The 25,596-nt window shown below is 72.4% G+C and carries 25 protein-coding genes; 10 read left to right on the plus strand and 15 right to left on the minus strand.

Annotated features, from left to right (window positions below):
• Positions 1 to 3: 3 nt before the first annotated feature.
• Complete coding sequence (locus tag GLX25_RS00745; RefSeq protein WP_155840308.1) at positions 4 to 567, minus strand: dihydrofolate reductase family protein; 564 nt, start codon at positions 565 to 567, stop codon at positions 4 to 6.
• Positions 568 to 675: 108 nt separating this feature from the next.
• Here GLX25_RS00745 and GLX25_RS00750 point away from each other — a divergent pair, with 108 nt between their 5' ends.
• Entirely contained in the window at positions 676 to 1,929 is a 1,254-nt protein-coding gene (locus GLX25_RS00750) for an ROK family transcriptional regulator (RefSeq protein ID WP_155840309.1), read from the plus strand.
• On the opposite strand, the gene GLX25_RS00755 is transcribed toward GLX25_RS00750, so the two are convergent.
• Positions 1,881 to 2,693, minus strand: coding sequence for a polyprenol monophosphomannose synthase (locus tag GLX25_RS00755; protein WP_155840310.1), 813 nt, complete (start codon positions 2,691 to 2,693; stop codon positions 1,881 to 1,883). The two genes, GLX25_RS00750 and GLX25_RS00755, sit on opposite strands and share 49 nt — an antisense overlap.
• A gap of 43 nt (positions 2,694 to 2,736) precedes the next feature.
• Positions 2,737 to 4,260 (minus strand): peptide MFS transporter, encoded by a 1,524-nt coding sequence (locus tag GLX25_RS00760; protein WP_155840311.1) that lies wholly within the window; start codon positions 4,258 to 4,260, stop codon positions 2,737 to 2,739.
• A gap of 161 nt (positions 4,261 to 4,421) precedes the next feature.
• Between GLX25_RS00760 and GLX25_RS00765 the strand changes: the two genes are divergently transcribed.
• Positions 4,422 to 5,252 carry an alpha/beta fold hydrolase gene (locus GLX25_RS00765; RefSeq protein ID WP_155840312.1) on the plus strand — a complete coding sequence of 277 codons (831 nt, stop codon included), beginning with the start codon at positions 4,422 to 4,424 and terminating at the stop codon, positions 5,250 to 5,252.
• A gap of 31 nt (positions 5,253 to 5,283) precedes the next feature.
• On the opposite strand, the gene GLX25_RS00770 is transcribed toward GLX25_RS00765, so the two are convergent.
• Together GLX25_RS00770 and ddaH are read right to left on the minus strand one after the other, a co-directional pair.
• The gene (locus GLX25_RS00770; RefSeq protein WP_155840313.1) at positions 5,284 to 5,778 is read right to left on the minus strand and encodes a Rho termination factor N-terminal domain-containing protein; all 495 of its coding nucleotides are present in this window, start codon (positions 5,776 to 5,778) and stop codon (positions 5,284 to 5,286) included.
• A gap of 56 nt (positions 5,779 to 5,834) precedes the next feature.
• Complete coding sequence (gene ddaH, locus GLX25_RS00775; protein WP_155840314.1) at positions 5,835 to 6,698, minus strand: dimethylargininase; 864 nt, start codon at positions 6,696 to 6,698, stop codon at positions 5,835 to 5,837.
• Positions 6,699 to 7,210: 512 nt separating this feature from the next.
• On the opposite strand from ddaH, the gene GLX25_RS00780 reads away from it, so the two are divergent.
• The gene (locus tag GLX25_RS00780) at positions 7,211 to 8,032 is read left to right on the plus strand and encodes a hypothetical protein (RefSeq protein ID WP_155840315.1); all 822 of its coding nucleotides are present in this window, start codon (positions 7,211 to 7,213) and stop codon (positions 8,030 to 8,032) included.
• Positions 8,033 to 8,081: 49 nt separating this feature from the next.
• On the opposite strand, the gene GLX25_RS00785 is transcribed toward GLX25_RS00780, so the two are convergent.
• Positions 8,082 to 8,909 carry an LLM class F420-dependent oxidoreductase gene (locus GLX25_RS00785; RefSeq protein WP_155840316.1) on the minus strand — a complete coding sequence of 276 codons (828 nt, stop codon included), beginning with the start codon at positions 8,907 to 8,909 and terminating at the stop codon, positions 8,082 to 8,084.
• Positions 8,910 to 9,076: 167 nt separating this feature from the next.
• Here GLX25_RS00785 and GLX25_RS00790 point away from each other — a divergent pair, with 167 nt between their 5' ends.
• Entirely contained in the window at positions 9,077 to 9,514 is a 438-nt protein-coding gene (locus GLX25_RS00790) for an Lrp/AsnC family transcriptional regulator (RefSeq protein ID WP_155840317.1), read from the plus strand.
• A gap of 51 nt (positions 9,515 to 9,565) precedes the next feature.
• Positions 9,566 to 9,928 carry a GntR family transcriptional regulator gene (locus tag GLX25_RS00795; RefSeq protein ID WP_155840318.1) on the plus strand — a complete coding sequence of 121 codons (363 nt, stop codon included), beginning with the start codon at positions 9,566 to 9,568 and terminating at the stop codon, positions 9,926 to 9,928.
• A 145-nt stretch (positions 9,929 to 10,073) separates the two neighbouring features.
• Here GLX25_RS00795 and rimK read toward each other — a convergent pair whose 3' ends face one another.
• On the minus strand, positions 10,074 to 11,282 hold the full coding sequence (rimK, locus tag GLX25_RS00800; protein WP_155840319.1) for a 30S ribosomal protein S6--L-glutamate ligase: 1,209 nt from the start codon (positions 11,280 to 11,282) through the stop codon (positions 10,074 to 10,076).
• A 26-nt stretch (positions 11,283 to 11,308) separates the two neighbouring features.
• Here rimK and GLX25_RS00805 point away from each other — a divergent pair, with 26 nt between their 5' ends.
• Entirely contained in the window at positions 11,309 to 11,791 is a 483-nt protein-coding gene (locus GLX25_RS00805) for an ATP-dependent zinc protease family protein (RefSeq protein ID WP_271192323.1), read from the plus strand.
• Positions 11,792 to 12,043: 252 nt separating this feature from the next.
• Here the strand turns inward: GLX25_RS00805 and GLX25_RS00810 are convergent, their stop codons facing one another.
• The 4 genes from GLX25_RS00810 to GLX25_RS00825 all read right to left on the minus strand — a co-directional run bounded on the left by GLX25_RS00810 (position 12,044) and on the right by GLX25_RS00825 (position 19,576).
• A complete protein-coding gene (locus GLX25_RS00810) occupies positions 12,044 to 12,988 on the minus strand; it encodes a 1-phosphofructokinase family hexose kinase (protein WP_155840321.1) in 945 nt (314 codons plus the stop codon).
• Between the two features lie 2 nt (positions 12,989 to 12,990).
• Positions 12,991 to 14,229, minus strand: a complete 1,239-nt coding sequence (locus tag GLX25_RS00815; RefSeq protein ID WP_155840322.1) for an arginine deiminase — start codon at positions 14,227 to 14,229, stop codon at positions 12,991 to 12,993.
• Between the two features lie 35 nt (positions 14,230 to 14,264).
• A complete protein-coding gene (locus tag GLX25_RS00820) occupies positions 14,265 to 15,725 on the minus strand; it encodes a basic amino acid/polyamine antiporter (protein WP_155840323.1) in 1,461 nt (486 codons plus the stop codon).
• A 218-nt stretch (positions 15,726 to 15,943) separates the two neighbouring features.
• A complete protein-coding gene (locus GLX25_RS00825) occupies positions 15,944 to 19,576 on the minus strand; it encodes a bifunctional proline dehydrogenase/L-glutamate gamma-semialdehyde dehydrogenase (RefSeq protein WP_166548293.1) in 3,633 nt (1,210 codons plus the stop codon).
• Between the two features lie 201 nt (positions 19,577 to 19,777).
• Here GLX25_RS00825 and GLX25_RS00830 point away from each other — a divergent pair, with 201 nt between their 5' ends.
• A complete protein-coding gene (locus GLX25_RS00830; RefSeq protein ID WP_155840325.1) occupies positions 19,778 to 20,770 on the plus strand; it encodes a LysR family transcriptional regulator in 993 nt (330 codons plus the stop codon).
• 237 nt (positions 20,771 to 21,007) lie between these two features.
• Positions 21,008 to 21,400: an META domain-containing protein gene (locus GLX25_RS00835; protein WP_166548294.1), complete on the plus strand. Its 393-nt coding sequence runs from the start codon at positions 21,008 to 21,010 to the stop codon at positions 21,398 to 21,400.
• Positions 21,401 to 21,422: 22 nt separating this feature from the next.
• Here the strand turns inward: GLX25_RS00835 and GLX25_RS00840 are convergent, their stop codons facing one another.
• Positions 21,423 to 21,848 carry a VOC family protein gene (locus GLX25_RS00840; RefSeq protein WP_155840327.1) on the minus strand — a complete coding sequence of 142 codons (426 nt, stop codon included), beginning with the start codon at positions 21,846 to 21,848 and terminating at the stop codon, positions 21,423 to 21,425.
• Positions 21,849 to 21,894: 46 nt separating this feature from the next.
• A complete protein-coding gene (locus GLX25_RS00845; RefSeq protein ID WP_155840328.1) occupies positions 21,895 to 22,872 on the minus strand; it encodes a helix-turn-helix transcriptional regulator in 978 nt (325 codons plus the stop codon).
• A 61-nt stretch (positions 22,873 to 22,933) separates the two neighbouring features.
• On the opposite strand from GLX25_RS00845, the gene GLX25_RS00850 reads away from it, so the two are divergent.
• Positions 22,934 to 23,908 carry an ATP-binding cassette domain-containing protein gene (locus GLX25_RS00850; RefSeq protein WP_420837632.1) on the plus strand — a complete coding sequence of 325 codons (975 nt, stop codon included), beginning with the start codon at positions 22,934 to 22,936 and terminating at the stop codon, positions 23,906 to 23,908.
• 112 nt (positions 23,909 to 24,020) lie between these two features.
• The gene (locus tag GLX25_RS00855) at positions 24,021 to 24,845 is read left to right on the plus strand and encodes an ABC transporter permease (protein ID WP_155840329.1); all 825 of its coding nucleotides are present in this window, start codon (positions 24,021 to 24,023) and stop codon (positions 24,843 to 24,845) included.
• 65 nt (positions 24,846 to 24,910) lie between these two features.
• On the opposite strand, the gene GLX25_RS00860 is transcribed toward GLX25_RS00855, so the two are convergent.
• Entirely contained in the window at positions 24,911 to 25,273 is a 363-nt protein-coding gene (locus tag GLX25_RS00860; RefSeq protein WP_166548295.1) for a type II toxin-antitoxin system PemK/MazF family toxin, read from the minus strand.
• Complete coding sequence (locus tag GLX25_RS00865) at positions 25,270 to 25,491, minus strand: ribbon-helix-helix domain-containing protein (RefSeq protein WP_155840330.1); 222 nt, start codon at positions 25,489 to 25,491, stop codon at positions 25,270 to 25,272. Before GLX25_RS00865 ends, GLX25_RS00860 begins: the two co-directional genes overlap by 4 nt.
• Between the last annotated feature and the right edge of the window lie 105 nt (positions 25,492 to 25,596).

A 25,596-nucleotide genomic window follows, 5' to 3' on the forward strand; every position in this document is an offset into this window, starting at 1 on the left:
CGCTCAGCGCCTCGTCTCGTACCTGGTCAGGATCACGCCGTCGGGGAACGTCCGGGTCTCCAGCAGGGTCAGGTTCACCCAGTCGTCCAACGCCGTGAAGAACGGCATGCCGCCGCCCACCAGGACCGGATGGGTGACGACCACGTACTCGTCGATCAGCCCGGCCTTCATGGCCGCTGCGGCGAGGGTGGCACCGGCGATGTCCATGGGGCCGCCGTCGCCGGCCTTGAGCCGCGTGATCTCGGCGACGGCGTCGCCCGTGACCAGGCGCGCGTTCCAGTCGACCGTGGTGATCGTCGAGGAGAACACGACCTTCGGCATGTCCCGCCAGCGACGGGCGTACTCGATCGACGCCGGCGTGGCATCCGGCTGCCGGTCGGCGGTCGGCCAGTGCGAGCTCATCGCCTCCCACAGTCGACGCCCGTACAGCGCCAGGCTCGTCGCACCCACCCGGTCGGACCACCACTGGAACAGCTCGTCGCTCGGCACGCTCCAGCCGAGGTCGTCGCCGGGCGCGGCGACGTAGCCGTCCACGCTCACGTTCATCCCGAAGGTCAACCTGCGCATGGCTCCAGCGTCCCACGAACCGCCCGCCTCGTCGGTCGCCGCCCGGCGCCCGCCACCCCCCGAACGGGGCACTTCTCGCGCGCGGCGCCGACCCGTCATGCTGGCGCCATGACGCAGCCCGGCGCCACCGCAGCCCACCTTCCGTCTGAGAGCACCGCGGCGAACCCGGCAACACGCGCCGACCACGCCGCGCGGATCGTCGATCACCTGTTCGCTCACGGCAGCGCCACGCGCGCCGAACTCGCGGGCGCGATCGGCCTCGGCCGCACCGCCGTCTCCGGGCTCGTCGCCCGCATGGTCGACGGGGGCCTGCTCCTCGAGCCCGACACCGGGCGCGACGGGCGCCACGGCCGACTGCGCCTGGCCATCGCCGACCGACTGCTGCTCACCGCGGGGGTCGCCGCGGACGACGCCGTCGCCGCGCTCGCCGAACTCGACGGCACCGAGGTCGCCCGCTACGACGAGCCCGTCGCGCTCGCCGACGACGACCCGCGGCCGCCGAGCGCCGCGCCGCTCGACGCACTCGCCGTGGTCGTCGACCGCGCGATCGCCCAGGCCGAGCGCGAAGGGCGGCGGATCGCCGAGGTCACGCTCGTCGTGCAGGGCGCCGTCGTCGGCGAACCCGCGCTCGTGCTCGGCGACGCGACGCTCGGACTCGACCCGCTCGACATCACCGGCGCGCTGCGCGCGCGGTCCGAGCGTCTCGCCGGCATCGAGCACGACCTCGTCGCGCCGCCGGCCGTCCGCACGTCCGCCTCCGCGCGGGCCGCGAGCGCCGCCGACGGACGGCCCGAGGACATCGTGCTGCACATCTCCGGCGACGCGCAGGTCTCCGCGGCGATCGTGGTGCGGGGCGAGCCCTACTCGGGTGCGCACGGGCTCGCGGCGACGTTCGGCCACCTCCCGATCGTCCCGAACGGCGTGAAGTGCGAATGCGGCCAGCGCGGATGCCTCGCCACGGTCGCCGCACCCGCCGTCGTGCTCGCCAGGGCCGAACTCGAGGACTTCGAGCTCACCTACGGCCGCAGGGCGGCGATCGCCGAGCTCGTCGAGCGGATCGCCGCCTCCGAGGATCGCGCCCGCTGGGCGTGGCTCGACGCCGCACTCTGGATCGGGCGAGCGCTGCAGGTCGCCGTTCCGACGATCGACCCCGACGTGGTCGTCGTCGGCGGATGGTGGGCACCCCTCGCCGACGACATCGACGCGGCGTTCCGCGACAACCGACCGAACCTCGGCGGCGGCGTGCTCGACTCGATCCCGCGCCTCGTGGCGGGGAGATCCGACGACGACCTCGGCCTCGCGGGCGCCCGCGGTCAGGCGCGCGACGGCCTGCGGTCCTGGTTGGCCTCCGCCGTCGCCTGACGCGTCGGTCGGAACCGGCGCGCGACGCCCCAGGCCGTCACCCGCGCCATCGCCTCGAACACGATCGCCGCGCTCATCTTCGAACGCCCCCGCTCCCGCTCGACGAAGGTGACCGGTGCCTCGACGACCCGGAGCCCGGCCATCACCGCATGCCACGTCATATCGACCTGGAAGCCGTAGCCCTTGGTGTGCACGTCGTCGAGGTCCAGCGCGCGCAGCGCGTCGGCGCGATAGACCCGGTACCCGGCCGTCGCATCCTTCACCGGCAGTCCGAGCATCCACCGCGAGTAGGTGCTTCCGGTCTTCGAGAGCCAGACCCGCCGTCGCGGCCAGTTCACGGCCGAACCGCCCGGCACCCAGCGCGACCCGACGACGACGTCCGGCGCGCGCCCCGCGGCATCCGTCGTCTCGAGCGCGTCGAGCAGCGTCGGCAGCTGCTCGGGCAGGTGCGACCCGTCGGCGTCGAGCTGCACGATCGGGTCGAACCCGCGATCGAGCGCCCACTCGAACGCGGCGAGGTACGCGGCGCCGAGCCCCTGCTTCTCGCGCCGGTGCAGCACGTGCAGCGAGGCGTCCGCCGCGGCCATCTCGTCGGCGAGCTCTCCGGTCCCGTCGGGCGAGCCGTCGTCGACGACGAGCACCGACGCGGTGGGCACCGCGGCGCGCACCCGCGCGACGATCCCCGGCAGGTTCTCGCGCTCGTCGTACGTGGGGATCACGACGAGAGGTCCGCTCACCGGCTCCTCCTCAGCACGCGACGACATGTCAGGGCATCGTACCCGGCCGCGGTGACCGGCCGCGAACCGGTCAGCGCACCCCCTGCATGAGCCGCAGCACCGGGCGGGTCGCCAGCGCGAGCGCCCCGCCGAGCACGATCGCGATCGCGCCGAGCACTCCGAAGTAGACCGCCTCGGGCACCGCCGAGTAGAACTCCGCCAACTGGCCGGCGATCGCCGTGCCCAGCGCGACCGACAGGAAGAACAACGCCACCATCTGCGTGTGGAACTTCTCGGGCGCGAGCTTCGTCGCCACCGACAGCCCGACCGGCGAGAGCAGCAGCTCGGCGACCGTGAACACGAAGAGTATGCCGACGATCGCGAGCAGCGGCGTCGAGTTCGCCCCTCCGCCCGCGAACGGCAGGAACAGCAGGAACGCGACGCCCATCACGGTCGTGCCGAGCGCGAACTTCACCGGCGTCGACGGCTGCCGGTCGCCGAGCTTCGTCCAGATCGCGGCGAAGACGCCCGACAGCAGGATGATGAAGACCGGATTGATCGACTGCACCCACGAGATCGGCATCTCCCAGCCGAAGAGGTTGCGATCCAGCTGCTCGTCGGAGTAGATCGTCAGCACCGTGAACTGCTGCTGGTACAGCGACCAGAACGCCACGCTCGCGATGAACAGCGGGATGAAGCCGAGCACGCGGCTGCGCTCGACCGCACTGACCGCATGGCTCGTCAGGATCACGATGAAGTACGCGACCGCCGCGACGACCGTGCCGCCGATCACCCAGGTCACGAGGTTCTCCGCGGTCACCAGGCGCGTCAGCACGAGCGCCGCGACGAGGATCACCGCCGCGATGGCGATGCCGACGACGAGTCCCCGCCGCTCGCGCGGCAGCGGGTTGGGCACGACGGATGCCTCGGGCGGCAGCCCCTTCCGACCGAACGAGTACTGGATGAGCCCGATGGCCATCCCGACCGCCGCCGCACCGAAGCCCCAGTGGAACCCGACGGTCGACTGCAGGAGCCCGGTGATGAGGGGGCCGAGGAAGGCGCCGAGGTTGATGCCGAGGTAGAACAGGGCGAAGCCGGCATCCCGCCGCGGGTCCTCGCGCGAGTAGAGCGTGCCCACGACGCTCGTGGCGTTGGCCTTGAGCCCGCCCGAGCCGAAGGCGACCAGCACCAGGCCGACGCCCACGCCGAGGAACCCCGGCAGCAGCGCGAGCGCGATGTGCCCGGCCATGATCACGATCGCCGAGGTGAACAGCACGCGCTCGCTTCCGAGCAGGCGGTCGGCGATCCAGGCGCCGAGGATCGTGGACAGGTACACGGCGCCGCCGTACGCGCCGACGATGCCCGCCGCCGCACTCTGCTCCATGCCGAGGCCGCCCTCGGAGGCCGAGAAGTACAGATAGAGCAGCAGGATCGACTGCATGCCGTAGAAGCTGAACCGCTCCCACATCTCCACGCCGAAGATGTGCGCCAGCGCGCGCGGCTGGCCGAAGAAGCCGCGGTCCGCGCGCTCGTCGCGGTGGCCGACCTGCGTCGCCGGCGCCGTCACCCCGGCGCTCGCCCCCGCCCCCGCCGCCGACTCGTCGCTCTCCCCCATCGGACGATCGTCGTCTCGCATGGCCCAGCACACTACACCCGTCGGCCGGGAGCGGTCAGGGGTCGCGGCATCCGTCGTGGGGGCCTTGTCCCGCCCACGGGCGGGTGCTGGACTTTGCCGAGGCAGACGACCGCAGGGACGACCGCAGGGGGACACCGAACATGCCGTACATCACCGTCGGAACCGAGAATTCCGCACCGATCGAGCTCCACTACGAGGACCACGGAGAGGGCCGGCCCGTCGTGCTCATCCACGGCTACCCGCTCGACGGGGCGTCGTGGGAGAAGCAGTCGCGAGTGCTGCTCAGCGCGGGGTACCGCGTGGTCGCGTACGACCGGCGCGGCTTCGGCGGGTCGTCGAAGCCCGCGACGGGATACGACTACGACACGTTCGCCGCCGACCTGAAGGCGCTGCTCGATGCGCTCGACCTGACGGATGTCACGCTCGTCGGCTTCTCGATGGGCACCGGTGAGGTCGGCCGCTACCTCGGCGCCTACGGCAGCGATCGCATCGCGAAGGCCGTGTTCCTCGGCTCGCTCGAACCGTACCTGCGGCAGACCGAGGACAATCCCGACGGCGCCGCGCCGGACTTCGACGGGTTGAAGGCGCAGGCCGAGGCCGACCGCTTCGCGTGGTTCGACGGCTTCTTCGAGAACTTCTACAACCTCGACGAGAACCTTGGCTCCCGGATCTCGAAGGCCGCGGTGCGCGGCAGCTGGGCGACGGCAACGGGCGCGGGATGGTACGCCGCGTCGGCGTGCGTCGACACGTGGCTGACGGACTTCCGCGCCGACATCGAACGCATCGACGTGCCCGCGCTGATCGTGCACGGCACCGCCGACCGGATCCTCCCGATCGACGCGACCGCGCGGCGCTTCCACCCGATGCTGCCGTCGGCCGAGTACGTCGAGATCGAGGGCGCGCCGCACGGCATGCTGTGGACGCACGCCGAGGAGGTCAACGCCGCGCTGCTGACGTTCGTGGCGTCGTAGGTCGGGCCCGGGCCGCGGGCCGCCGCGGAGGTCAGCCCGCGAGCGCCTCGAGCAGCTGCGGCTTCGTCATGCGCGAGTACCCGGTGACGCCGCGCTCCTTCGCCAGCGCGCGCAGCTCGGGGACCGTGCGGGAAGCGAGGTCGGACGTCGCGGGCTTCGCGCCCGGCTTCGCCGCGGGCTTCGCACCGGGCTTGGTCGCGGGCTTCCTCGTGGCCGCCGGCTTCGCGGGCGCGGGCGTCGCGTCGCCCGGTGTCGCGGGCGCGGGCGACGCAGGCGCGGGCGCCGCAGGCGCGGGCGCCGCACTGCCGGTCGGGGCCTCAGCGGATGCCGCGGACGGCTCGGATGCCGCGGCCGGCGACGCGGTCGAGTCCGTGCTCGCGGGGGCCGCGGCATCCGTCGTCGTCGTGTCCGTGCGGCGGAGCGTGCGGAGTCGCTCGCGCGTGGCCTGCCCGGCTCGGGCGGCGAGCTGCTTCGCGGCGCTGAGCGCCTTCGCGGCAGGGTTCTGTTCGGTGTTCGCAGGTGCCATCGTCGATCCCTCGGGGGTGGGTCGTGCGGGTGGGGTTCTGCGGAATCGTAGCCGGATCAGCGCCGCAGTTCGAGCGTGCAGCACTTCACGCCGCCGCCGCCGAGCAGCAGCTCGGACAGGTCGACGCCGATCGGCCGGTAGCCGGCCTCGCGCAGCTGGCGCTCGAATCCGGTCGCGCGCGCGGCGATCACGACGTTGCGCCCGTCGCTGTAGGAGTTGAGGCCCAGCACCGCGGCATCCTCCTCGGAGACGAGGATCGCGTCGGGGTAGCGCTCGCGCAGGATCTCGAGCGAGGGACCGTCGAACGCGCTCGGCAGGTAGGCGATGTGCTCCTGGCCGGGGCGGGAGTCGAGCACGGCGATCGCGGTGTCGAGGTGGTAGAAGCTCGGGTTCACGAGCGTCAGCGTGACGACCTCGCGGCCGGTGATGCGGGCGAGCTCGTCGTGGCTCGAGCCGTCGCTGCGGAAGCCCGTGCCCGCGAGGACCACGTCGCCGACGAGCAGGAAGTCGCCCTCGCCCTCGTTCGTCTCGGCCGGTTCGCGCACGTCGAAGCCGGCCCGGCGGAACCAGTCCATGTACGCCGGCCCCTCGGCCGCGCGCTGCGCGTGCGTGAACTTCGCGCCGTACGCGATGCCGTCGATCACGGTGCCGCCGTTGGCCGCGTAGACCATGTCGGGCAGGCCCTCGACGGGGTCGATCAGGTGCACGTCGAAGCCGAGGCCGACGTACGTGTCGTGCAGCGTCTGCCACTGCGCGACGGCGAGCGCGGTGTCGGTCGGCTTGGCCGGATCCATCCACGGGTTGATCTGGTACACGACCGTGAAGTGCTCGGGGCGGCACATCAGCACGGTCTTCTTCGACGCGGTGCGCTCCGGCGCGGCGGTGGTCGGGGTCGTCTGGGTCTCGATCACGGTCGACATCTCACTCCTCGAATGGGTTCCGTGGCCGGGCGCGGCGGTACGCCGCCGGCTCGGCCGGTGGGGTGTCGGCGGACCAGGTCGCTCTTTCGAGCCCCGGCGGCGGTGTTCGGATGGCACCGCCGTCGGGACGCCACCTCCAGTGTGGGCCTCGCGGCCCGCGACTTCTCGGCTTCCCGCACACGATTCCTGCGCGTTGGGCGGCTTCGCGCAACGATCCGAGCGTGGCGGATGCCGCATCCGCGCGCTTCGCGCGTCGTGGCGGCCCGCACGGGCGCAGGAATCCCGCGCGGGCCGCGCACTCGCGCGGGTCGCCGCCCGGGCTGACTCGGCCGCGCCGCCCGCATCACCCGCCTCACCCGCCTCACCCGCATCGAGAGGATGCCGAAACCACCGCTCGCGTCCTCGAGCGGTGCGTTCGGCATCTCCTCGTTCGAGTTCTTGCGCGGGCGGTCGCGGTGCGCCATCCTGAGCGCAGCCCGATCGCCCTGCACCGGTCGAGCGAGGAGACCCGGATGTCCGAGGGCGACCGCATCGCCGAACTGCAACGCCTCGCGTACGGGGCTGGGACCGACGACGCCGAGCGCGCCGTGGCTGCCGCTCAGCTCGAGGAGATCAGACGTGGGATGGTCGGAGCCGGTGCCGCGAAGGCGGTCGCGGGTCCTGCCGGCTCGGCCGACGAACGCACGGTCGCCGACGCCATGGACGACGACGCCCGCGCAGAGTTCGAGGAGTTGCTCGCGCCGGTCCTCACGGAAGGATCCGGACCGCCCCCGGCGACGATCGGGCCATCCACGGTGATGCGGGTCGCCGGAGTCGCCGCGGGCATCGCCCTCGCGATCGGCTTCGCCGCCGGGTGGGCGACCGGCGCGAACTTCGCAGGAGCGGAGTCCATCCCCGGCATCCCCGACTCGTCCCTCGTGTTCCCACTCGACGAACCGGAGGTCGCCCCCGCCCCCGCAGGCGTACCCGGCGCCGGCGCCGCGATCCCCGTCGAGGAGACGGCCGCCTTCCGCATCTTCGATCGCGAGCCGACGGCGCAGGACCTGGACATGGACCCGAACCTGTTCGGACATCTGGGCATGGCGCCGGACGGCTCCCGCCTCCTCGTGACCGACGCGGGAGGATCGACGGTCCACGTCGCGCTGACGGCTGCGGGAGACATGTGCCTCGCCGTGCGCATCGACGCGACCCAGGGCATGGGCGCGTGCACGTCGGACGGGATGTTCCCGGGCGGAGAGGGGCTCGGCATGCGATCCTCGGTGCCGGGCCTCGGCCTGTACAGCGCCTGGCTCAGCGCCGACGGCACGGTCGCGGTCTCGAGCGGCGCGGAATGACCCACGAGCCGCGTCAGCGGCTCGGCGTTCGCGCCGGGCGCCGCCCGGCTCAGGCCGCGCGCACCCCAGCCTCCTCGTTGCGGCGATCGCGCCAGGCGAGCCAATGCTTCACGGCCGCGTCGTCGTAGTGCGGGCCGGAGATGCCGAGCGTGAAGAGCCGGACGCCCGCGTCGTGCAGCGCGTCGGCGTACGCGTCGTCGAGGCTGCGGCGCGGGAGCTCATTCGAGATCGTGATGCCCGAGACATCCCGCCCGACCTTCTCGCCCCAGCGCTTCAGCACGTCGACCTTGTGGCCGAGCTCGTCGGGCCGCACGAACGAGTGCCAGATGTCGGCGTGCTCGGCGACCAGGCGCAGCGTCTTCTGCTCGCCCTTGCCGCCGATCATGATCGGGATGTCGCGCGTCGGCGCCGGGTTCAGCTTCGCCCAGCGCGCCTTCACGCGCGGCAGCGCCTCGGCGAGGTCGTCGAGCCGCGAGCCGACCGTGCCGAACTCGTAGCCGTACTCGTCGTAGTCGCGCTGGAACCAGCCCGAACCGGTGCCGAAGATGAAGCGGCCGACGTCGCCGCCCTTCGCGCTCATGTGGTCGAGGGTTCGGGCCATGTCGGCCTGGAGGTCGGCGTTGCGGTAGGAGTTGCAGTTCACCAGCGAGCCGAACTCGACGCGTTCGGTCTGCTCGGCCCAGGCGCCGAGCATGGTCCACGCCTCGAAGTGGAGGCCGTCGGGGTCGCCCGAGAGCGGGAAGAAGTGGTCCCAGTTCATGACGACGTCCACGCCGAGGTCCTCCATGCGGAGCACGGCGTCGCGGATCTGCGTGTAGGTCGCGTGCTGCGGCTGCAGCTGCACGCCGAGGCGCACGGGAGCGGTGTTCGGGGTCATGGCCTCACGATACGTCGGCCGGCGACCGCTTCCCGCGGGCTGCGCCACGAGCGAACGGATGCCGCCTCCGCGCGTCGCGCACGGGCGCCATCACGAAACCACAACACCGCGCACGAAAGCGGCGTCGGGCCGTATCGCGACGCAACGGACCGCCGTACACTCGGCGCATGGACAACCTCGACCGGGCGATCCTCGACCTGCTCAGACAGAACGCGCGGGCCGGGTACGGCGACATCGGGTCGTCCGTCGGGCTCTCCGCGTCCGCGGTCAAGCGACGCGTCGACAAGCTCGTCGCCGACGGCGTCATCAAGGCGTTCACCATCCAGGTCGACCCGGCCGTCGACGGCATGAGCACCGAGGCCTACGTCGAGCTGTTCTGCCGCGGCACCGTCGCGCCCGACGAGCTGCAGCGCATCCTGCAGGGCGTGCCCGAGGTGGTCTACGCGGGCACCGTGACCGGCAGCGCCGACGCGATCGTGCACATGCGCGCGCGCGACATCACCTCGCTCGAGGAGGCGCTCGAGCGCGTGCGCATCGCCCCGAACGTCGACCACACGAGGAGCGCCATCGTGCTGTCGCGCCTCGTCAACCGCAACCGGGACTGACCGCACCCGCCCTCGCCCGCGACCACCCGAGACCCGATCACCGGAGCCCTCATGCGATTCACCGTCGACGACGACGCGCACACTCCCCCGTACGAACAGCTCCGCATGCAGGTGGTCGACGCCGTGCGCGACGGCCGCCTCGCCGCGGGCTCGAAGCTGCCGACCGTCCGCGGCCTCGCCGAGGAGCTCGGGCTCGCGGCGAACACGGTCGCGCGCGCCTACAAGGAGCTCGAGGCCGACGGCGTCGTCGAGGGTCGCGGTCGCGCCGGCACGTTCGTCAGCGCCGCCGGCGATCCGGTCGAGCAGGCGCTGCAGGCCGCGGCATCCGCCTTCGTCGACACGGTCGAGCGCCTCGGCGCGACGACGGATGCCGCCGAGGCCGCCGTCGCACGCGCGCTGCGCGCCCGCCGCTGAGCCCGCGCCCGCCCGCGCTCGCCCGCGCTCGACCGCGCTCGTCCCGCGTTCACGCACGATTTCTGCGGTGGAGTGCGGCTCCGCACGGTACTCCACCCCAGAAACCGTCCGCGTTCGGCGGGGGCCAGGGGGCGGACCGCGCGGCTCAGCTCGCGGCAGCCTCCTGCGGCGCCGGGATCGGCTCCTTGGGCAGCCGCCGCACCTTCTGGCGCCGGCGACGGCGCTCGGGGATCATCGAGCGCATCTCCTCGAGCTTGCCGAAGCAGAGCAGGCGGTCCTCGGCCTCGAGCACGACGCCCTTGCGCGGGTTGGGGATCACCGTGGCCCCGCGGTGCAGCGTGAGCACCGTGATGTCTCGCTCCCAGAGCCCGGACTCGCCGAGCGACTTGCCCACGAGGTCGGCCGCGCCGTGCACGACGAGCTCGGCGACGCCGTAGCCGGTCGAGACGGTGAGCCGCTGCCGCACGTCGATCTCGGGGAAGGCGACCTGGTTGCCGATGTAGTCGATGATCGCGCCCGCGACATCCAGGTTGGTCGCCGTCTCGATGCCCTGCAGGCCCGGCGACGAGTTGACCTCCATCACGAGGGGACCCTCGTTGCCCTCGAGCATGTCGACGCCCGCGACCTTGAGGCCCATGATCTGCGCCGAGCGCACCGCGGCCTGCTCGTACTCGGGCGTGAGCTCGACACGTTCCACGCTGCCGCCGCGGTGCACGTTCGAGCGGAACTCGTCGCCGCTCGCGACGCGCCGCATGGCCGCGACGACGCGGTCGCCGACGACGAGGGCACGGATGTCGCGCCCGCGGCTCTCGGCGATGAACTTCTGGATCAGCACGTTCTGCTTCGTCGAGTGGAGGGTCTCGATGATCGCCTCGGCGACCTTGACGGTCGGGGCGAGGATCACGCCGATGCCCTGCGTGCCCTCGAGCAGCTTGATCACGACGGGCGCGCCGCCGACCGACTCGATCGCGGGCCGCAGGTCGGCGCGGTTGCGCACGAACGTCGTCGCGGGCAGCGCGATGTTGTGGCGGGAGAGGATCTGGTTCGCGCGCAGCTTGTCGCGCGCGTTCGTGATGCCGTTCGCGGTGTTCGGCGTGTAGACGTCCATCTGCTCGAACTGCCGCACCACCGCGGTTCCGAAGTAGGTGATCGAGTTGCCGATGCGCGGCAGGATCGCGTCGTAGTCCGACAGCGGTCGACCGCGGTACTGCAGGTCGGGCTCGGCGCCGGAGAGGTCGATGCCGAAGCGGAGGGTGTTGAGGACCTTGACCTCGTGTCCGCGCTGCTGCGCTGCAGCACGGAGACGCTGGGTCGAGTACGCCTGCGGCGCGCGCGACAGGATCGCGAGTTTCATTCGGGAGTCCCTGCGAAGATGATCGGGTGACGGATGTGCCGAACCATTCAAACACCATCGCCGGATGGCGCGAATGGGTGCGCCTCCCGCAGGCCGACGTGGGGTGGCTGAAGGCCAAGCTCGACACGGGCGCGCGATCGTCGGCGCTGCACGCGTTCGACGTCGAGGAGTTCCAGCGCGACGGCGCCGACTGGGTCCGCTTCGGCATCCACCCCTGGCAGGACACCGACGCGGATGCCGCGACCGTCGAGCTTCCCGTCCACGACCGCCGCGTCATCCGCAGCTCGACCGGGCACACGCAGGAGCGGCTCGTCGTGCTCATGGAGATCGTGCTGCACGACCACCCGGTGACGGCCGAGGTCACGCTCACCAATCGCGACGAGATGGGCTTCCGCATGCTGATCGGGCGCGAGGCCCTGCGCAACGGGTTCCTCGTCGATGCGGGGCGCTCCTTCGTCGGCGGGCGCGCGCCCCGCGACATCCGTCGCCGCAATCGCGGCCGCATCTGACGCACCCCCGGTGGTCGAGTAGCACGCGAAGCGCGCGTATCGAGACCCGGACCCGAGTTCGCAGGACCAGCCGGTCCATGGTTCCCCGAGGCGGGGCATCGCGCGTCTCATCCTGCGTACCGGCGCGCCGGTCCGGCACAGCCGGACCGAGTTCGCAGGACCATCCGCGCCATGGCGCCGCCAGGCCGGGTACGACGCCCGTCATCCTGCGAACTCACGCGCGCGGTGGGTCGGCGCGACGGATGCCGCGGCTCACGCGACGGCGAGGTCGGCCTCGAGCCGCGCCACGTCCTCGGGGCGGCACAACTCGGTCGCGGGCTGCATCGCCGTCGCGCTGCCCGCGGCGACCGCCGTGCGGAACGCCTCGCCGATCGTGCGACCCTGCGCGAGCCGGAGCACGAGCGCGCCGAGGAAGGCGTCGCCCGCTCCGACCGCGCTCGCCACCCGGACCCGCGGCGTGGGCAGCCGCAGCACCTCGTCGGGCGTCACGAGCACCGCGCCGCGTCCGCCGAGCGTCAGAGCGACGACCTCGGCGCGGCCCGAGGCCACGAGCACGCCCGCCGCCTCGACCAGCTCGGCCTCGTCGAGCTCGCCGTCGGCGCCGACGAGTTCGGCGAGCTCGTCGCGGCTCGGCTTGATGAGGAACACGCCCGCCTCGAGCGCGCGGCGCAGCGCCCGCCCCGAGGCATCCACCACCAGGCGCACGTCGTGATCGGCGGAGATCGACGCGAGCATCGCGTAGAAGTCGTCGGGCACGCCCGGCGGCAGGCTGCCGCTCGCGACGAGGAATCCGCCGACGGGCAGTTCGTCGGCGATGACCGAGAGGCACGCGCGCCACTCGGGCTCGCGCATCGTCGGCCCCTGCAGCACGAACCGGAACTGGTCGCCGGTCGACAGCTCGTCGACGGTGAAGCTCTCGCGGGTGTTGCCCGCGATCGTGATCACGCGGGTGACGAGCCCGGCCTCCTCGATGAACCCGCGGTACGCCTGCCCCGTCGGCCCGCCGAGCGGGTAGACAGCGATCGAGCTGCCGCCGAGGTTCCGGATGGCGCGGCTCACGTTGACGCCGCCGCCGCCCGGGTCGAACCGGCTGGGCCCGCATCGCAGCTTGTGCTCGGGGACGACCCGGTCCGCGGTGCTCGACACGTCGAGCGCGGGGTTCATGGTCAACGTCACGATGGGTGCGTGCACGGCCATGGTCAGTAGTCCACGGCGTCGCGCGAGATCGGGCAGGTCATGCAGTGCCCGCCGCCGCGGCCGCGGCCGAGTTCGGCGCCCACGATCTCGATGACCTCGACGCCGGCGTCGCGCAGCAGCGCGTTCGTGTAGGTGTTGCGGTCGTAGGTGAAGACCACGCCGGGCTCGACGGCGACCGCGTTGTTGCCGCTGTCCCACTGCTGGCGCTCCCCGGCGTACCATCCGCCGCCCGGCTCGACCGCCCGCAGCCTGGGCAGCCCGAGCGACTCGGCGACGACCTCGATGAACGAGGCCCGCTCCTCGGTCACCTCGATGCCGCCGTCGCCGTCGGGACGCAGCGAGAACGTATGGATGCCGTCGACGATGTCGGGGTAGTACGTCACGAGGTCGCGGTCGGCGAACGTGAAGACCGTGTCGAGGTGCATGGCCGCGCGCAGCTTCGGCATGCCGGCGACGACGACCCGGTTCGCGGCGCCCTGCTCGAAGAGGCGCGCGGCGACGGCCGTGATCGCCTGCCGCGACGTCCGCTCGCTCATGCCGATGAGCACGACGCCGTTGCCGACCGGCATGACGTCGCCGCCCTCGAGCGTCGCCTGGCGCTGGTCCTCTTCGGGGTCGCCCCACCAGACCGTGCTGCCCGTGTAGTCCGGGTGGAAGTCGTAGATCGCCTTCATCAGCATGGTCTCGGCGTGACGGGCCGGCCAGTAGAGCGGGTTCAGCGTCAGCCCGCCGTAGATCCAGCAGGTCGTGTCGCGCGTGTAGATCGTGTTGGGCAGCGGAGGCATGAGGTACTCGGTCATGCCGGCCGATTCGCGCACGAGCGCGACCTCGGGCGCCCGGAACTCGGCCGGCAGGTCGCGCGTCGAGAGGCCGCCGATGAGGTACTCGGTGAGCGTCGCGTGGTCGAGCGAGTCGAGGAAGGCGCGCGTGTCGGCGACCAGCCCGGCACCGACCTCGTTCGCGACGATCTTTCGGTCGAGCAGCCAGTCGCGAGCGCCCGGCACGGCCAGCGTCTCGGCGAGCAGGTCGTGGAGTTCGACCACGTCGACGCCGCGGTCCCGCATGTGCTGCACGAAGTCGGCGTGGTCGCGCTGGGCGTTCTGCACCCAGAGCACGTCGTCGAACAGCAGGGCATCGCTGTTGCTCGGCGTCAGCCGTTCATGGCCGAGGCCGGGTCGGCACACGAGCACCTTCCTCAGCCGGCCGACCTCGGAATGGACCCCGTACGACTGGTCCGACATGGCGTGCTCCCTTCTGCGCCGCGGCGCGAGGACGGTCAGAGCTGGACGACCCCGGTGACGAGCAGGACGACGCCGATCACGGCGAACGCCACGATGACGATGAAGACGACGAGCCCGGCGGGCGTGAACACCCGGGCCTGCTGCTGCCGACGGGCGACGACGTAGAGCGCGGTCGCCGGGGCGAGCAGGATGCACGCCAGGAACAGGAAGACGTAGCCGGCCGCCCAGATCAGGAACAGCGTGTACGCCGTCGAGATCGCGGCGATCACGAGCTCGCGCGTGCGACGCGCCGGCGCGGCATCCGCATAGCCGTCGCGTTGCACGGCGATCTTCACGGCGTACGCGCTCGCCAGCGCGTACGGCGCGAGCGACAGCGCGGCCGTGAGGTCGAGCGTGAAGTCGAGCGCGTCGTTCACGAACTGGACGAGGAAGAGGATGACGGTGACCAGGATGGAGGTCCACAGCACGGCGTGCTCGGGCACCTCGCGGGCGTTCAGCCGAGCGAAGTACCGCGGCAGGTCCTTGTCCTTCGCGGCCGCGAAGACGACGTCGGCCGCGAGGAGCTGCCACGCGAGATAGGCGCCCAGCACCGAGATGATGAGCCCCACGCGGATGAACGCGCCGCCCCACGGGCCGACTGCTGCCTCGAGCACGCCGCCGGCCGACGGCTGCGGCAGCGCCGCGATCTCGGCCTGGGGCAGGATCCCGTACGACAGGATCGACACCGAGGCGAACAGCGCGAGCACGGAGAGGAAGCCGAGCACGGTCGCCCGCCCCACGTCGGCGCGCTTCTTCGCGTAGCGCGAGTACACGCTCGCACCCTCGATGCCGAGGAACACGAACACGGTGATGAGCATCGTGCCCTGCACCTGCGCGAACAGGGCCTCGTCTCCCGCCGGTCCGGCGTCACCCGAGAGGTTGCCGACGAAGACGTCCCAGTCGAAGAAGAAGACCACGAGCACGAGGAAGAGCGCGAGCGGCACGAGCTTCGCGATCGTGACGATGAAGTTGATCGCGGCGGCCTCGCGCACGCCCTGCCGGATGAGCAGGTAGACGCCCCACACGGCGGCGACCGAGATGAAGAACGACGGCCAGGTGTCGCCCTCGCCGAGCACCGGTCGCAGCTCGGGGAAGAGCTGCGAGAGCGTCGTCATGATGAGGACCCAGTAGAAGGCGTTGCCCGCGCACGCCGACGCCCAGTAGCCCACGGCGGAGAGGAAGCCGGGGTAGACCCCGAACCCGGCCCTCGCGTAGACGTAGACGCCGTTGTCGAGCTTCGGCTTGCGCAATGCGAGCGTCTGGAACACGAGCGCCAGCGTCAGCATGCCGAGCCCGGCGATCGCCCAGGCGATGAGTGCGCCGTAGACCCCGGTCTGGCTCGCGAAGCGCGCCGGGAGCTGGAAGACGCCCGCGCCGACCATCGAACCGACGACCATCGCGGTGAGCGCGGGCAGGCTGAGCTTCGACGTCGCGCGCGTCTCGGCCGTCGATGCCATCAGGGCCCCCTCCCCGGTCCGATCCGCCCCCGTGCGGATCGTTCAGGTCGCGGCGTCCCGACCTGCTCCGTGTCTAGCGCAGGGCCCGGGCCCGCACAAGGTCGAGGGCGGCGGATGCCACGGGCCTGCCGAGCACGCCCGGGCGAGACCCGCGGCACGCCGGGGCACGGCGACGGGGGCGGCCGCTCGCGCGACCGCCCCCGTGGCATCCGTTCGGCCTAGATGACTCCGTCGGAGATCGTCGTCGGGTTGCCGAACCGGTGGTTCGTGATCGAGATCGCCTGCTCGTGCAGGAACGGCAGGAGCTCGACGCGACCCGACGGGGTCACCGGGTGCGACCACACCGCGAGGTCGGGCGTGCCGCCCGTCGCCTCGGCGAGCGCCGTGGCCGAGCCGCCGACGAGGCGCACGCGACCGGTGACCTCGCCCTTCCCGGCGCGGGCGATCCAGCCGGCGTCGCCCTCGCGGACCACTCGGACGTCGCGGGAGGCCAGGAGCGCGCGGACGCCCTTCGGCAGTTCGTGCGAGGTCGAGATCGACAGCGGCGACTTCGCGAGCAGGCCCGCGGCGATGACACGGAGGCCGTCGGCGAGGGTGGCGTCCTCGCTCACGCGGATCGTGACGGGGAGCGGGAGGTACCGGAACAGGTTCCGCTCGACGCCGAGGCCCGAGACGTCCTTCACCGTGGCGTACTCGTCGGCCCAGGCGACCGCGTCGGAGAGCGCGGAGCGGCGGAGCACCTCGTACGCCTCGTACTCGAGCGAGGACTGCGACGCCTCGATGAGGTCGGTCACGCGCTGCTCGAGGCCGCGCAGGTGCAGCGATCGGCTGGGCTCGGAGTGGTCGGGCGCCCAGTCGCCGAGGCCGAACAGGTAGTTCGGACCGCCGGCCTTGGCTCCGGCGCCGACCGACGAGCGCTTCCAGCCGCCGAACGGCTGGCGCTGCACGATCGCTCCGGTGATGCCGCGGTTGACGTAGAGGTTGCCGGCCTCGACGTTCGCGAGCCAGGTCGCGAGCTCGTCGGAGTCGAGCGAGTGCAGGCCCGCGGTCAGTCCGAAGTCGACGGCGTTCTGGAAGCGGATGGCCTCGTCGAGGTCCTTGGCGTGCATGATGCCGAGCACCGGGCCGAAGAACTCGGTGAGGTGGAAGTACGACCCGGGCTTCACGTTCGCGCGGATGCCGGGCGACCAGAGCCGACCGGTGCCGTCGAGCTGACGCGGCTCGACGAGCCAGTCCTCGTCGGCGCCGAGCGTCGTGAGCGCATGCAGCAGCTTGCCGTTCGCCGGCTCGACGATCGGGCCCATCTGGCTCTGCGGGTGCTCGGGCCAGCCGACGCGGAGGCTCGTCGCGGCATCCACCAGCTGGCGGCGGAACCGCTCCGACTTCGCGACCGATCCGACGAGGATCACGAGCGACGCGGCCGAGCACTTCTGGCCCGCGTGGCCGAAGGCGCTCTTGACGACGTCGGATGCCGCGAGGTCGAGGTCGGCCGACGGCGTCACGATGATCGCGTTCTTGCCGCTGGTCTCGGCGAGGAGCGGCAGGTCCTTCCGGAACGAACGGAAGAGCTCTGCCGTCTCGTAGGCGCCGGTGAGGATGACGCGGTCGACCTTCTCGTCGGAGACGAGCTTGGTGCCGAGCTCGCGCGAGCCGAGGTCGACGAGGGCGAGCAGGTCCTTCGGGATGCCGGCCTCCCACAGCGCCTCGACCATGATCGCGCCCGAGCGCTGCGAGAGCTTCGCGGGCTTGATGATCACGCCCGAGCCCGCGGCGAGCGCGGCGAGCACGCCGCCCGCGGGGATCGCGACGGGGAAGTTCCACGGCGGGGTGACGACCGTGAGCTTCGAGGGCACGAAGCGGGCGCCCTGCACGTGGTCGAGCTCGCGGGCGCGCTCGGCGTAGTAGTGCGCGAAGTCGATCGCCTCGGAGATCTCGGGGTCGGCCTCGGCGATGGTCTTGCCGGTCTCGGCGGCCATGACCTCGATGAGGCGGTCGCGGTTCGCGGCCAGCGCGAGGCCCGCGCGGTGGAGGAGCGCTGCACGCTCGTCGCCGGGCAGCGCGGCCCACGCGGCGGCGCGCTCGGTGACCGCGGTCATGAGCTGCTCGAGCTCGTCGGCGGTCTCGATGCGGTTCGCCTGCAGGGTGTCGATGCCGAGCGTCGAGGTCGGCACGCGCTCGAGAATGCGGCGACCCCAGTCGCGGTTCGCGGCGAGCGCGGGGTCGGTGTCGGGCTCGTTGCGGAACCCGGGGGTGACGCCGGGGCCGGTGAGCTCGGCTGCGGCGAGGGCCGCGGCATCCGTCAGCTCGCCGTCCAGGCCGGACCCGCGGGTGATGCCGAGGACGACGCTCGTCAGCGAGCCCTCGTGCTCCTCGCCCGGCGCGGGCGCGCCGACGACGGTGCCGGCGAGCTCGGCGGCATCCTTCTCGTCCCACTCGGTGCGGCGGTTCTGGGTGCGGTTCGGCGCCGGCGCCGGGCCCTCGGGGTCCTCTCCGTCGAGCGCGGCGAGCGAGCGCAGGTAGCGGTCGCGCTCGCGCTCGAAGAGGGCGCGGTCCTCGTTCAGCTCGAACACGGCCGACATGAAGTTGTCCTGGCTCGCGTTCTCCTCGAGGCGGCGGATCAGGTACGCGATCGCGACGTCGAACTCGCTCGGGTTCACGACGGGCGTGTAGAGCAGCAGGCGGCCGACGTCGCCGCGCACGGCCTCGGCCTGCCCGGTCGCCATGCCGAGCAGCATCTCGAACTCGACGCCGTGCTCGACGCCGCGCTCCTTCGCGGTGAGGAACGCGTGCGCGACGTCGAAGAGGTTGTGGCCGGCGATGCCGAGCTTCACGGCGTCGATGCGGTCGGGCGTCATCGACCAGTGCAGCACGCGCTTGTAGTTGGTGTCGGAGTCCTGCTTGGTCGAGTACGTCGCGATCGGCCAGTCGTGGACGTGCGCGTCGACGTGCTCCATCGCGAGGTTCGCGCCCTTGACGACGCGCACCTTGATCGGGGCGCCGCCCGCGGCGCGGCGGACCTGCGCCCACTCGGTGAGGTCCTGCATCGCCCCGAGCGCGTCGGGCAGGTACGTCTGCAGCACGATGCCGGCCTCGAGGCCCTGCAGCTGCGGCTGGTCGAGGAGGCGCTTGAAGACCGCGATCGTGAGGTCGAGGTCGCGGTACTCCTCCATGTCGAGGTTGATGAACTTCGCCCGGCCCTGCGCGGCGCCCTTCGCGGCCAGCTCGTACAGCGGCGTGAGCTTGGCGACGACCTTCTCGACGGCCTCGTCGAACGACCACATCGACAGCTGGCTGACGACGCTCGAGACCTTGATCGAGACGTAGTCGACGTCGTCGCGCGCGAGGAAGTCGTAGGTGCCCTTCAGGCGCCGGTCGGCCTCGTGCTCGCCGAGCACGGCCTCGCCGAGGAGGTTGAGGTTCAGGCGGTTTCCGGACTCGCGGAGCTTCGCGATCGCGGGGCCGAGCTTGGCGGGCGTCGCGTCGAGCACGAGGTGGCCGACCATCGCACGCAGCACGCGGCGCGCGATCGGGATGACGAGCCAGGGGAACGTGGGCGCCATCGCGCCGCCGAGGCGGATCGCGGCCTTGAGGTAGGCGGGCAGGAACCTCGGCGTGAGCTTCGCGACCTCGGCGAGGTTGCGGCCGGCGACCCTGAGGTCCTCGGGGCGCATGACGCCGTCGACGAAGCCGACCGTGAAGGCGAGGCCGTGCTCGTCCTTGAGCACGCCCGCGAGGCGCTGCGCGGCCGGGTCGACGGGATGGTTCGCGCTGTCGGCGAGCCAGCGCTCGACGAGTGCGATGACGTGGTCGGTGTCGGGAACGACGTCCGTGAGGAGCTTCGAAGTGGTCACGACTGCGGTGTCCTTAGGTCTCGGAGGGCGCACGGGATGGTGCACGCCCGGCACCTCCAGTGTGCGCCTCGGATTCCGTTCGGTACAGCGAATGAATCCGATGCATACTGTTCATGTTTCCCGAACGTTCGGTTCGGGCGGTCCCGCCGCGCCGGTTCGGCGCTCGATGCGAGGCGGATGCCGCGGAGAGGAGGTGCACGCATGCTCGACGTCCGTCGCCTGCGCCTCCTCGTCGAGCTCAGCCAGCGCGGCACGCTCACGGCCGTCGCGGAGGCGCTCTCGTACAGCCCGTCGTCGGTCTCGCAGCAGCTCAGCCAGCTCGAGAGGGAGGCCGGCGTGCCGCTGCTCGTCCAGGTCGGCCGGCGCGTGCAGCTCACGCCCCAGGCCGAGCTGCTCGTCGGCCACGCGCAGGCCGTGCTCGAACGGCTCGAAGAGGCCGAGGCGGATGTCGCGCGCTCGCTCACGACCGTCAGCGGCACGGTGCGCATCGCCGTGTTCCAGTCCGCCGCGCACGCCGTCGTCCCGCAGGCGCTCACGCTGCTCGCCGCCGAGCATCCGTCGCTCAGGGTCGAGGTGACCGAGCGCGAGCCCGAGCTCGCCCTGTTCGACGTCGCGGCGCGCGACTTCGACCTGGTCGTGGCCGAGCAGTACCCCGGCTACACGCGGCCGCTGCACCCCGAGCTCGACCGGGTGCCGCTCGCGCGCGACGCCATCCGGCTCGCGCTGCCGCCGCATCCCGCCGCCCGCCGTCGGGGGCTGCGCCGACCCGACCCGGTCGCGGCCGCCCTCCCGAAGGACGCGCCCACCGAGCTGCTCCGGTCGGTCGCCGACGACGGACTCGCCGCGGCATCCGAGATGCCCTGGGTCATGGAGCCGCGCGGCACGGCCTCCCGCGAGTGGGCCGAGCAGCTCTGCCGCCGCGCGGGCTTCGAGCCCGACGTGCGCTTCGAGACCGCCGACCTCATGGCGCACATCCGCCTGATCCGCTCGGGCAACGCCGTCGGGCTCCTGCCCGACCTCGTCTGGGCCGGCGAGGCGCCGAGCGTGCAGCTCGCCTCGCTGCCCGACGACCCGTTCCGCGAGGTGTTCTCCTCGACGCGCAGCGCCGCCGCCCGTCGCCCCGCCGTCGTCGCCGCGCGCGACGCGCTCGCCCGCGCCGCGGCCCGCAGCGAGCCGCCCCCGACGCACGACTGACGGGAGTCCGCCTGCCCACCCGGGCGCGCCCACCCCTCACCGGACCTGGCGCCCGGTCGAATCCCGTGCATGAGAATCCGCGGCACAGCGCCCCGCACGCGCCCAACACCCGGATCCTCATGCACGAGGAATCGCGCCGCCCGCCTCGTGCATGAAGATCCAGCAGACAGCACCCCGCACGCCCCCCATCGCCCGGATTCTCATGCGGCGGGATGCGGGCCCCGCTACGCTGCGACCATGACCAGGGGGAAGAGACTCGTCATCGGCATGGGGGTGCTGGCGGCCGCGCTCGCGTTCAGCGGATGCAGCGGCGTCGCCGGCGAGGACACCGGGGGTGACATCGATCCGGCCGGCACCTGGGGCGACTCGTCGACGCAGGGCGAGCCGTTCCTCACGCTGGAGGACGGCGGCGACTTCACGGGCAGCGACGGCTGCAACACGCTGAACGGCACCTGGTCGGTCAACGAGGCCGACCAGGTCGAGTTCGAGAACGTGGCGTCCACGAAGAAGGCGTGCGACGACGTCGACGACTGGCTCGCCGGCATGAGCGCAGCGGATGTCGCGGACGACTCGATGACCGTGCTCGGGTCGGACGGATCGCCGATCGGCACGCTCGAGCGCTCGAGCTGAGCGGCTCCGGTGGGCGCGGCCGTCAGTCCGCGCCGCCGCCGTGCATCCACGGCGTGTGGCTGACGCCGACGAGCAGCCCCTCCGGGCTCATTAGCCGCGAGGTCGTCTGCCCCCACGGCTCCTCGTGCGCGTCGACGAGGATCTCCAAACCCTTCGCGCGCAACTCCTCCACCGCGGGCGCGACGGCCTCGGGCGAGGCGACGTCGAACTCGATCCACGCCTGCGGCACGGGCCGGTCGGCGGGCCACTCGGTCGTGCCGAAGGTCGCCTCGGCAGCCTGGTCGAGCGGCCAGATGGCGAACGCCTTCGCTCCCTCGACCTCCTCGGTGTGGAAGTAGCGCGGCGCGTTCTCGTGGAACGGGATGCCGAGCGCGCCCGCCCAGAAGTCGTGCGACGCGGCATCGACCGTGCCGATCGGTCCGAACCCGGCGATGAAGGCGATGTCCATTCCCCCATTCGACCCCCGCCCACCGACACCCGCCAGGCGCTCCGCCTCACCCACCCGCCGCCGCGAAGCGCTCGGCCTGCGCCTCGAGGTACGCGAGCAGTTCCGGCGGCCCGTCGACGCGGCATCCGACCGCCGCCGGCACCCACAGCAGCGCCGCCGCGACGCCCGCGAGCGACTCCCCTTCGACCGGCCACACCGTGCCGCCACCCGGCGCCGCGACCGCGTCGCGCGCCCACCACCCGAGTCGCTCGCGGAACTCCTCGACCGGCATCGCCACGTGCACCTCGGCGCGCACGGCGTGATCGCGCCAGCGCACGGCGCGCTGCACGCGCTCGAGCGCCTCGTCGTCGGTGAGCGGATGCGGCGCGAAGCGCACGCGCGTCTGGAAGACGTCGTCGATCCGGTCGAGCCGGAACGTCCGCCAGTCGTCGCGGTCGCGGTCCCACGCGAGGAGGTACCAGCGGCGCCCGAGCGGGACGAGCCGGTGCGGCTCGACCGACCGCGTGCTCGCCGCGCCCGTGGCATCCGTGTAGCTCATGCGGATGCGCTCGGCGTCGCGACAGCAGAGCGCGAGCAGGCCGAGCAGGTCGCTGTCGACGGATGGCGCGGTGCCGGGTCCTGCGCCCGGCCCACCGGCGGGGGCCGCGACGGCCTGCAGCGCCCCGATGCGCCGGCGCAGGGCGGGCGGCAGCACCTGCTCGATCTTCGCGAGCGCGCTGAACGTGGTGTGCTCGGCTCCGCGGAGCCCGGCCGCGGCCTGCGACCGCAGGCCGACGGCGATCGCGACGCCCTCGTCGTCGGTGAGGAGCAGCGGCGGCAGCCCGGTGCCGGCGGCCAGCCGGTAGCCGCCGGCGACCCCGCGCGTCGACTCGATCGAGTAGCCGAGCTCGCGCAGCCGCTCGACGTCGCGGCGCAGCGTGCGCTCGCTGACGCCGAGGCGGTCGACGAGTTCGCGCGCGGTCCAGTGCCGGTGGCTCTGCAGGAGCGAGAGTAGGTCGAGCGTGCGGGAGGTGGTCGCGGCCATGCTCTCGATTCTCCTCCTATTCCGGACGGAACCTGACCGGATGCGTCGACAGGCTGGCCGCATGGACATCGAAACCGACACGAACCGGATGATCACGGCGCGCCGCCTCACGAAGACGTTCCGCGCGAAGGGGCGGACCGTCGACGCCGTCACCGACCTCGACCTCTCGGTCGCGCCCGGCGAGCTCGTCGCCTTCCTCGGGCCGAACGGCGCGGGGAAGTCGACCACGCTCCGCATGCTCACGACGCTGCTTCCGCCCACGTCGGGCGACGCGGTCGTCGCGGGATGCGACATCCGTCGCGACCCCGCCGGGGTGCGCAGCCGCATCGGCTACGTCGGGCAGGGCACGAGCGGCGGGCACACGCAGCGCGTGCGCGACGAGCTGCACGCGCAGGGTGCGTTCTCCGGCATGGGCCGGCGCGAGACCCGGGCCCGCGCCGACGAGCTCATCGACTCGCTCGAACTCGGCCAGGTCGCGAATCGACAGGTGCAGTCGCTCTCGGGCGGCCAGAAGCGGCGCGTCGACATCGCGCTCGGGCTCATCCACCGGCCCTCGCTGCTGTTCCTCGACGAGCCGTCGACCGGGCTCGACCCGCACAGCCGCGCGAACCTCTGGGAGCACATCGTCGACCTGCGCCGCACGACCGGCACGACGATCTTCCTCACCACGCACTACCTCGACGAGGCCGACCAGCTCGCCGAGCGCGTCATGGTCATGGACCACGGCCGCGTCATCGCCGACGACACGGCCGCCGCGCTCAAGCAGCGCCTCGCCGGCGATCGCGTGACGCTCGAGTTCGGGTCTGCGACGGATGCCGCGGCCGCCGCCGCACGCCTCGGCGGCGACCACGACGGCTCGAGCATCTCCGTCGCGACGCCCGACGGCGACGTCGCGCTGCCCCGCTGGATCCGCGACCTCGACGCCGCCGGCCTCGAGGTCGTCGCCGCGACGCACCGCGCACCGACCCTGGACGACGTGTTCCTCGCGCTCACGGGCCGGAGCCTGCGCGAGGAGGGCGCGGCGGCGGCCGCCTGACCATCCGCAGGTCGAGCACGACGCGAAGCGCCCGTATCGAGACCACCATCCGCAGGTCGAGTAGGACGCGAAGCGCCCGTATCGAGACCACCCCGACGCACAAGGAGCACCCATGAACACCGTCACCACCTCCGCACCCGTCCCCACGGAGTTCGCCGCCCCCGCGGCATCCGTCGCCCGCCCCACCGGCTTCGTGCACGACACCGTCGCCGTCTTCGCGCGCGAGTCGCGCCCCCTCGTCCGCGACCCGTTCAGCGTGGTCTTCTCGCTCGTGCAGCCGCTCGTCTTCCTCGGCCTGTTCGGTCCGCTGCTCATCGGCGCATCGGGCGGGGATGCCGCGGGCACCCTGCAGTGGTTCGTCCCCGGCATCCTCGTGATGGTCGCCCTGTTCGGCACCGCGTCGACCGGCGCGAACCTGCTCTTCGAGATGCAGACCGGGTCGCACGAGCGCACGCTCGTCGCCCCGCTCTCGCGCGCCGCGCTGCTCGTCGGGCGGGCCCTGAAGGACGTCGTGCCGCTCGTGATCCAGGGCACGCTCGTGGTGCTCGTCTCGGTCCCGTTCGGGTTCCGGCTCGACGTGCCGGGACTCGCCGTCGGGTTGCTCGTGCTCGCGGTGTTCGGCGTCGGCCTCGGCGCCCTCAGCTACACGCTCGCGCTCGCGTGCCGCAATCGCGACTGGATGTTCTGGATGGTGCACCAGACGCTGCTGTTCCCGCTGATGATCCTCTCGGGCATGCTGCTCCCGCTCGACGAGGGCCCGGCCTGGATGCAGGTCGCCGCCGCCGTGAACCCGCTCAGCTACCTGGTCGACGCGGAGCGCGTGCTCCTCGCCGGCGGGTTCGGCGACCCGTCGATCGTCGGCGGCGTCATCGCCGCGGCGATCACGTGCGCGCTCGGCCTCGTGCTCGGCGTCCGCGCGATGCGCCGCGCCCGCTGATCGGATTCGGGCGGGGGGCGCGTCGGCGGTCGCACTGCGAGCCGTCGGCGCGCCGCTCAGCCCGGCTACAGCGAGAGGTGGAACCGGAGCGCGTCGTCGATCCGGCCGAGCACGGATTCCGGGCAGCGCCCGATGGTTCCACGCACACGGGCGACCGAGATGGACCTCACCTGCGCAGCCTGCACCTTCGACGGCGCGGGCAGGCCCATCGCGGCGAGATCGTCGACACCGTCGACGAGGCACTCGAACGGAGCGAAGACCCGTGCCGTGTTCGACGTGAGCGGCACGACCGTGACGACCCCCCGGCCGAGCCGGGTCGCCGTCGAGTTCGCACCGTCGTTGCTCACCAGCACACACGGGCGGGCCTTCGACGCCTCCGCCGGCAGGGCGGGATCGAGCGCCACCACGATGACGTCGCCGCGTCTCACTTCGCGAGTCCGTCGGCCGCGGTCGACTCCCAGGCCGCCGCGTCGCCGGAGGACTCCCACTCGTCGAACGCCTCGGCGTAGGCGTCACCGGCGGCGAGTTCTCGGCCGAGGCGGACGAGATCGTGGATCGCCGCGGAACGGTTGCCGTCGTACTGCACGGCGATCGCATCGATGAACTCGATGTCGGCGGGCGGAAGGCTCACGCTGAGCTTGGTCATACCTCGATCCTACTCCAGTACGACCCGTTCGAGACGGGGCATCGGCCGGCCGGATGCGGGCCGACCGAGGCGGCGCGCGGAACGCGGCATCCGCTCGTCTACGCT

The organism is Agromyces luteolus (genome assembly GCF_009729855.1).
In the GTDB taxonomy this organism is placed as follows: Bacteria; Actinomycetota; Actinomycetes; order Actinomycetales; family Microbacteriaceae; genus Agromyces; species Agromyces luteolus.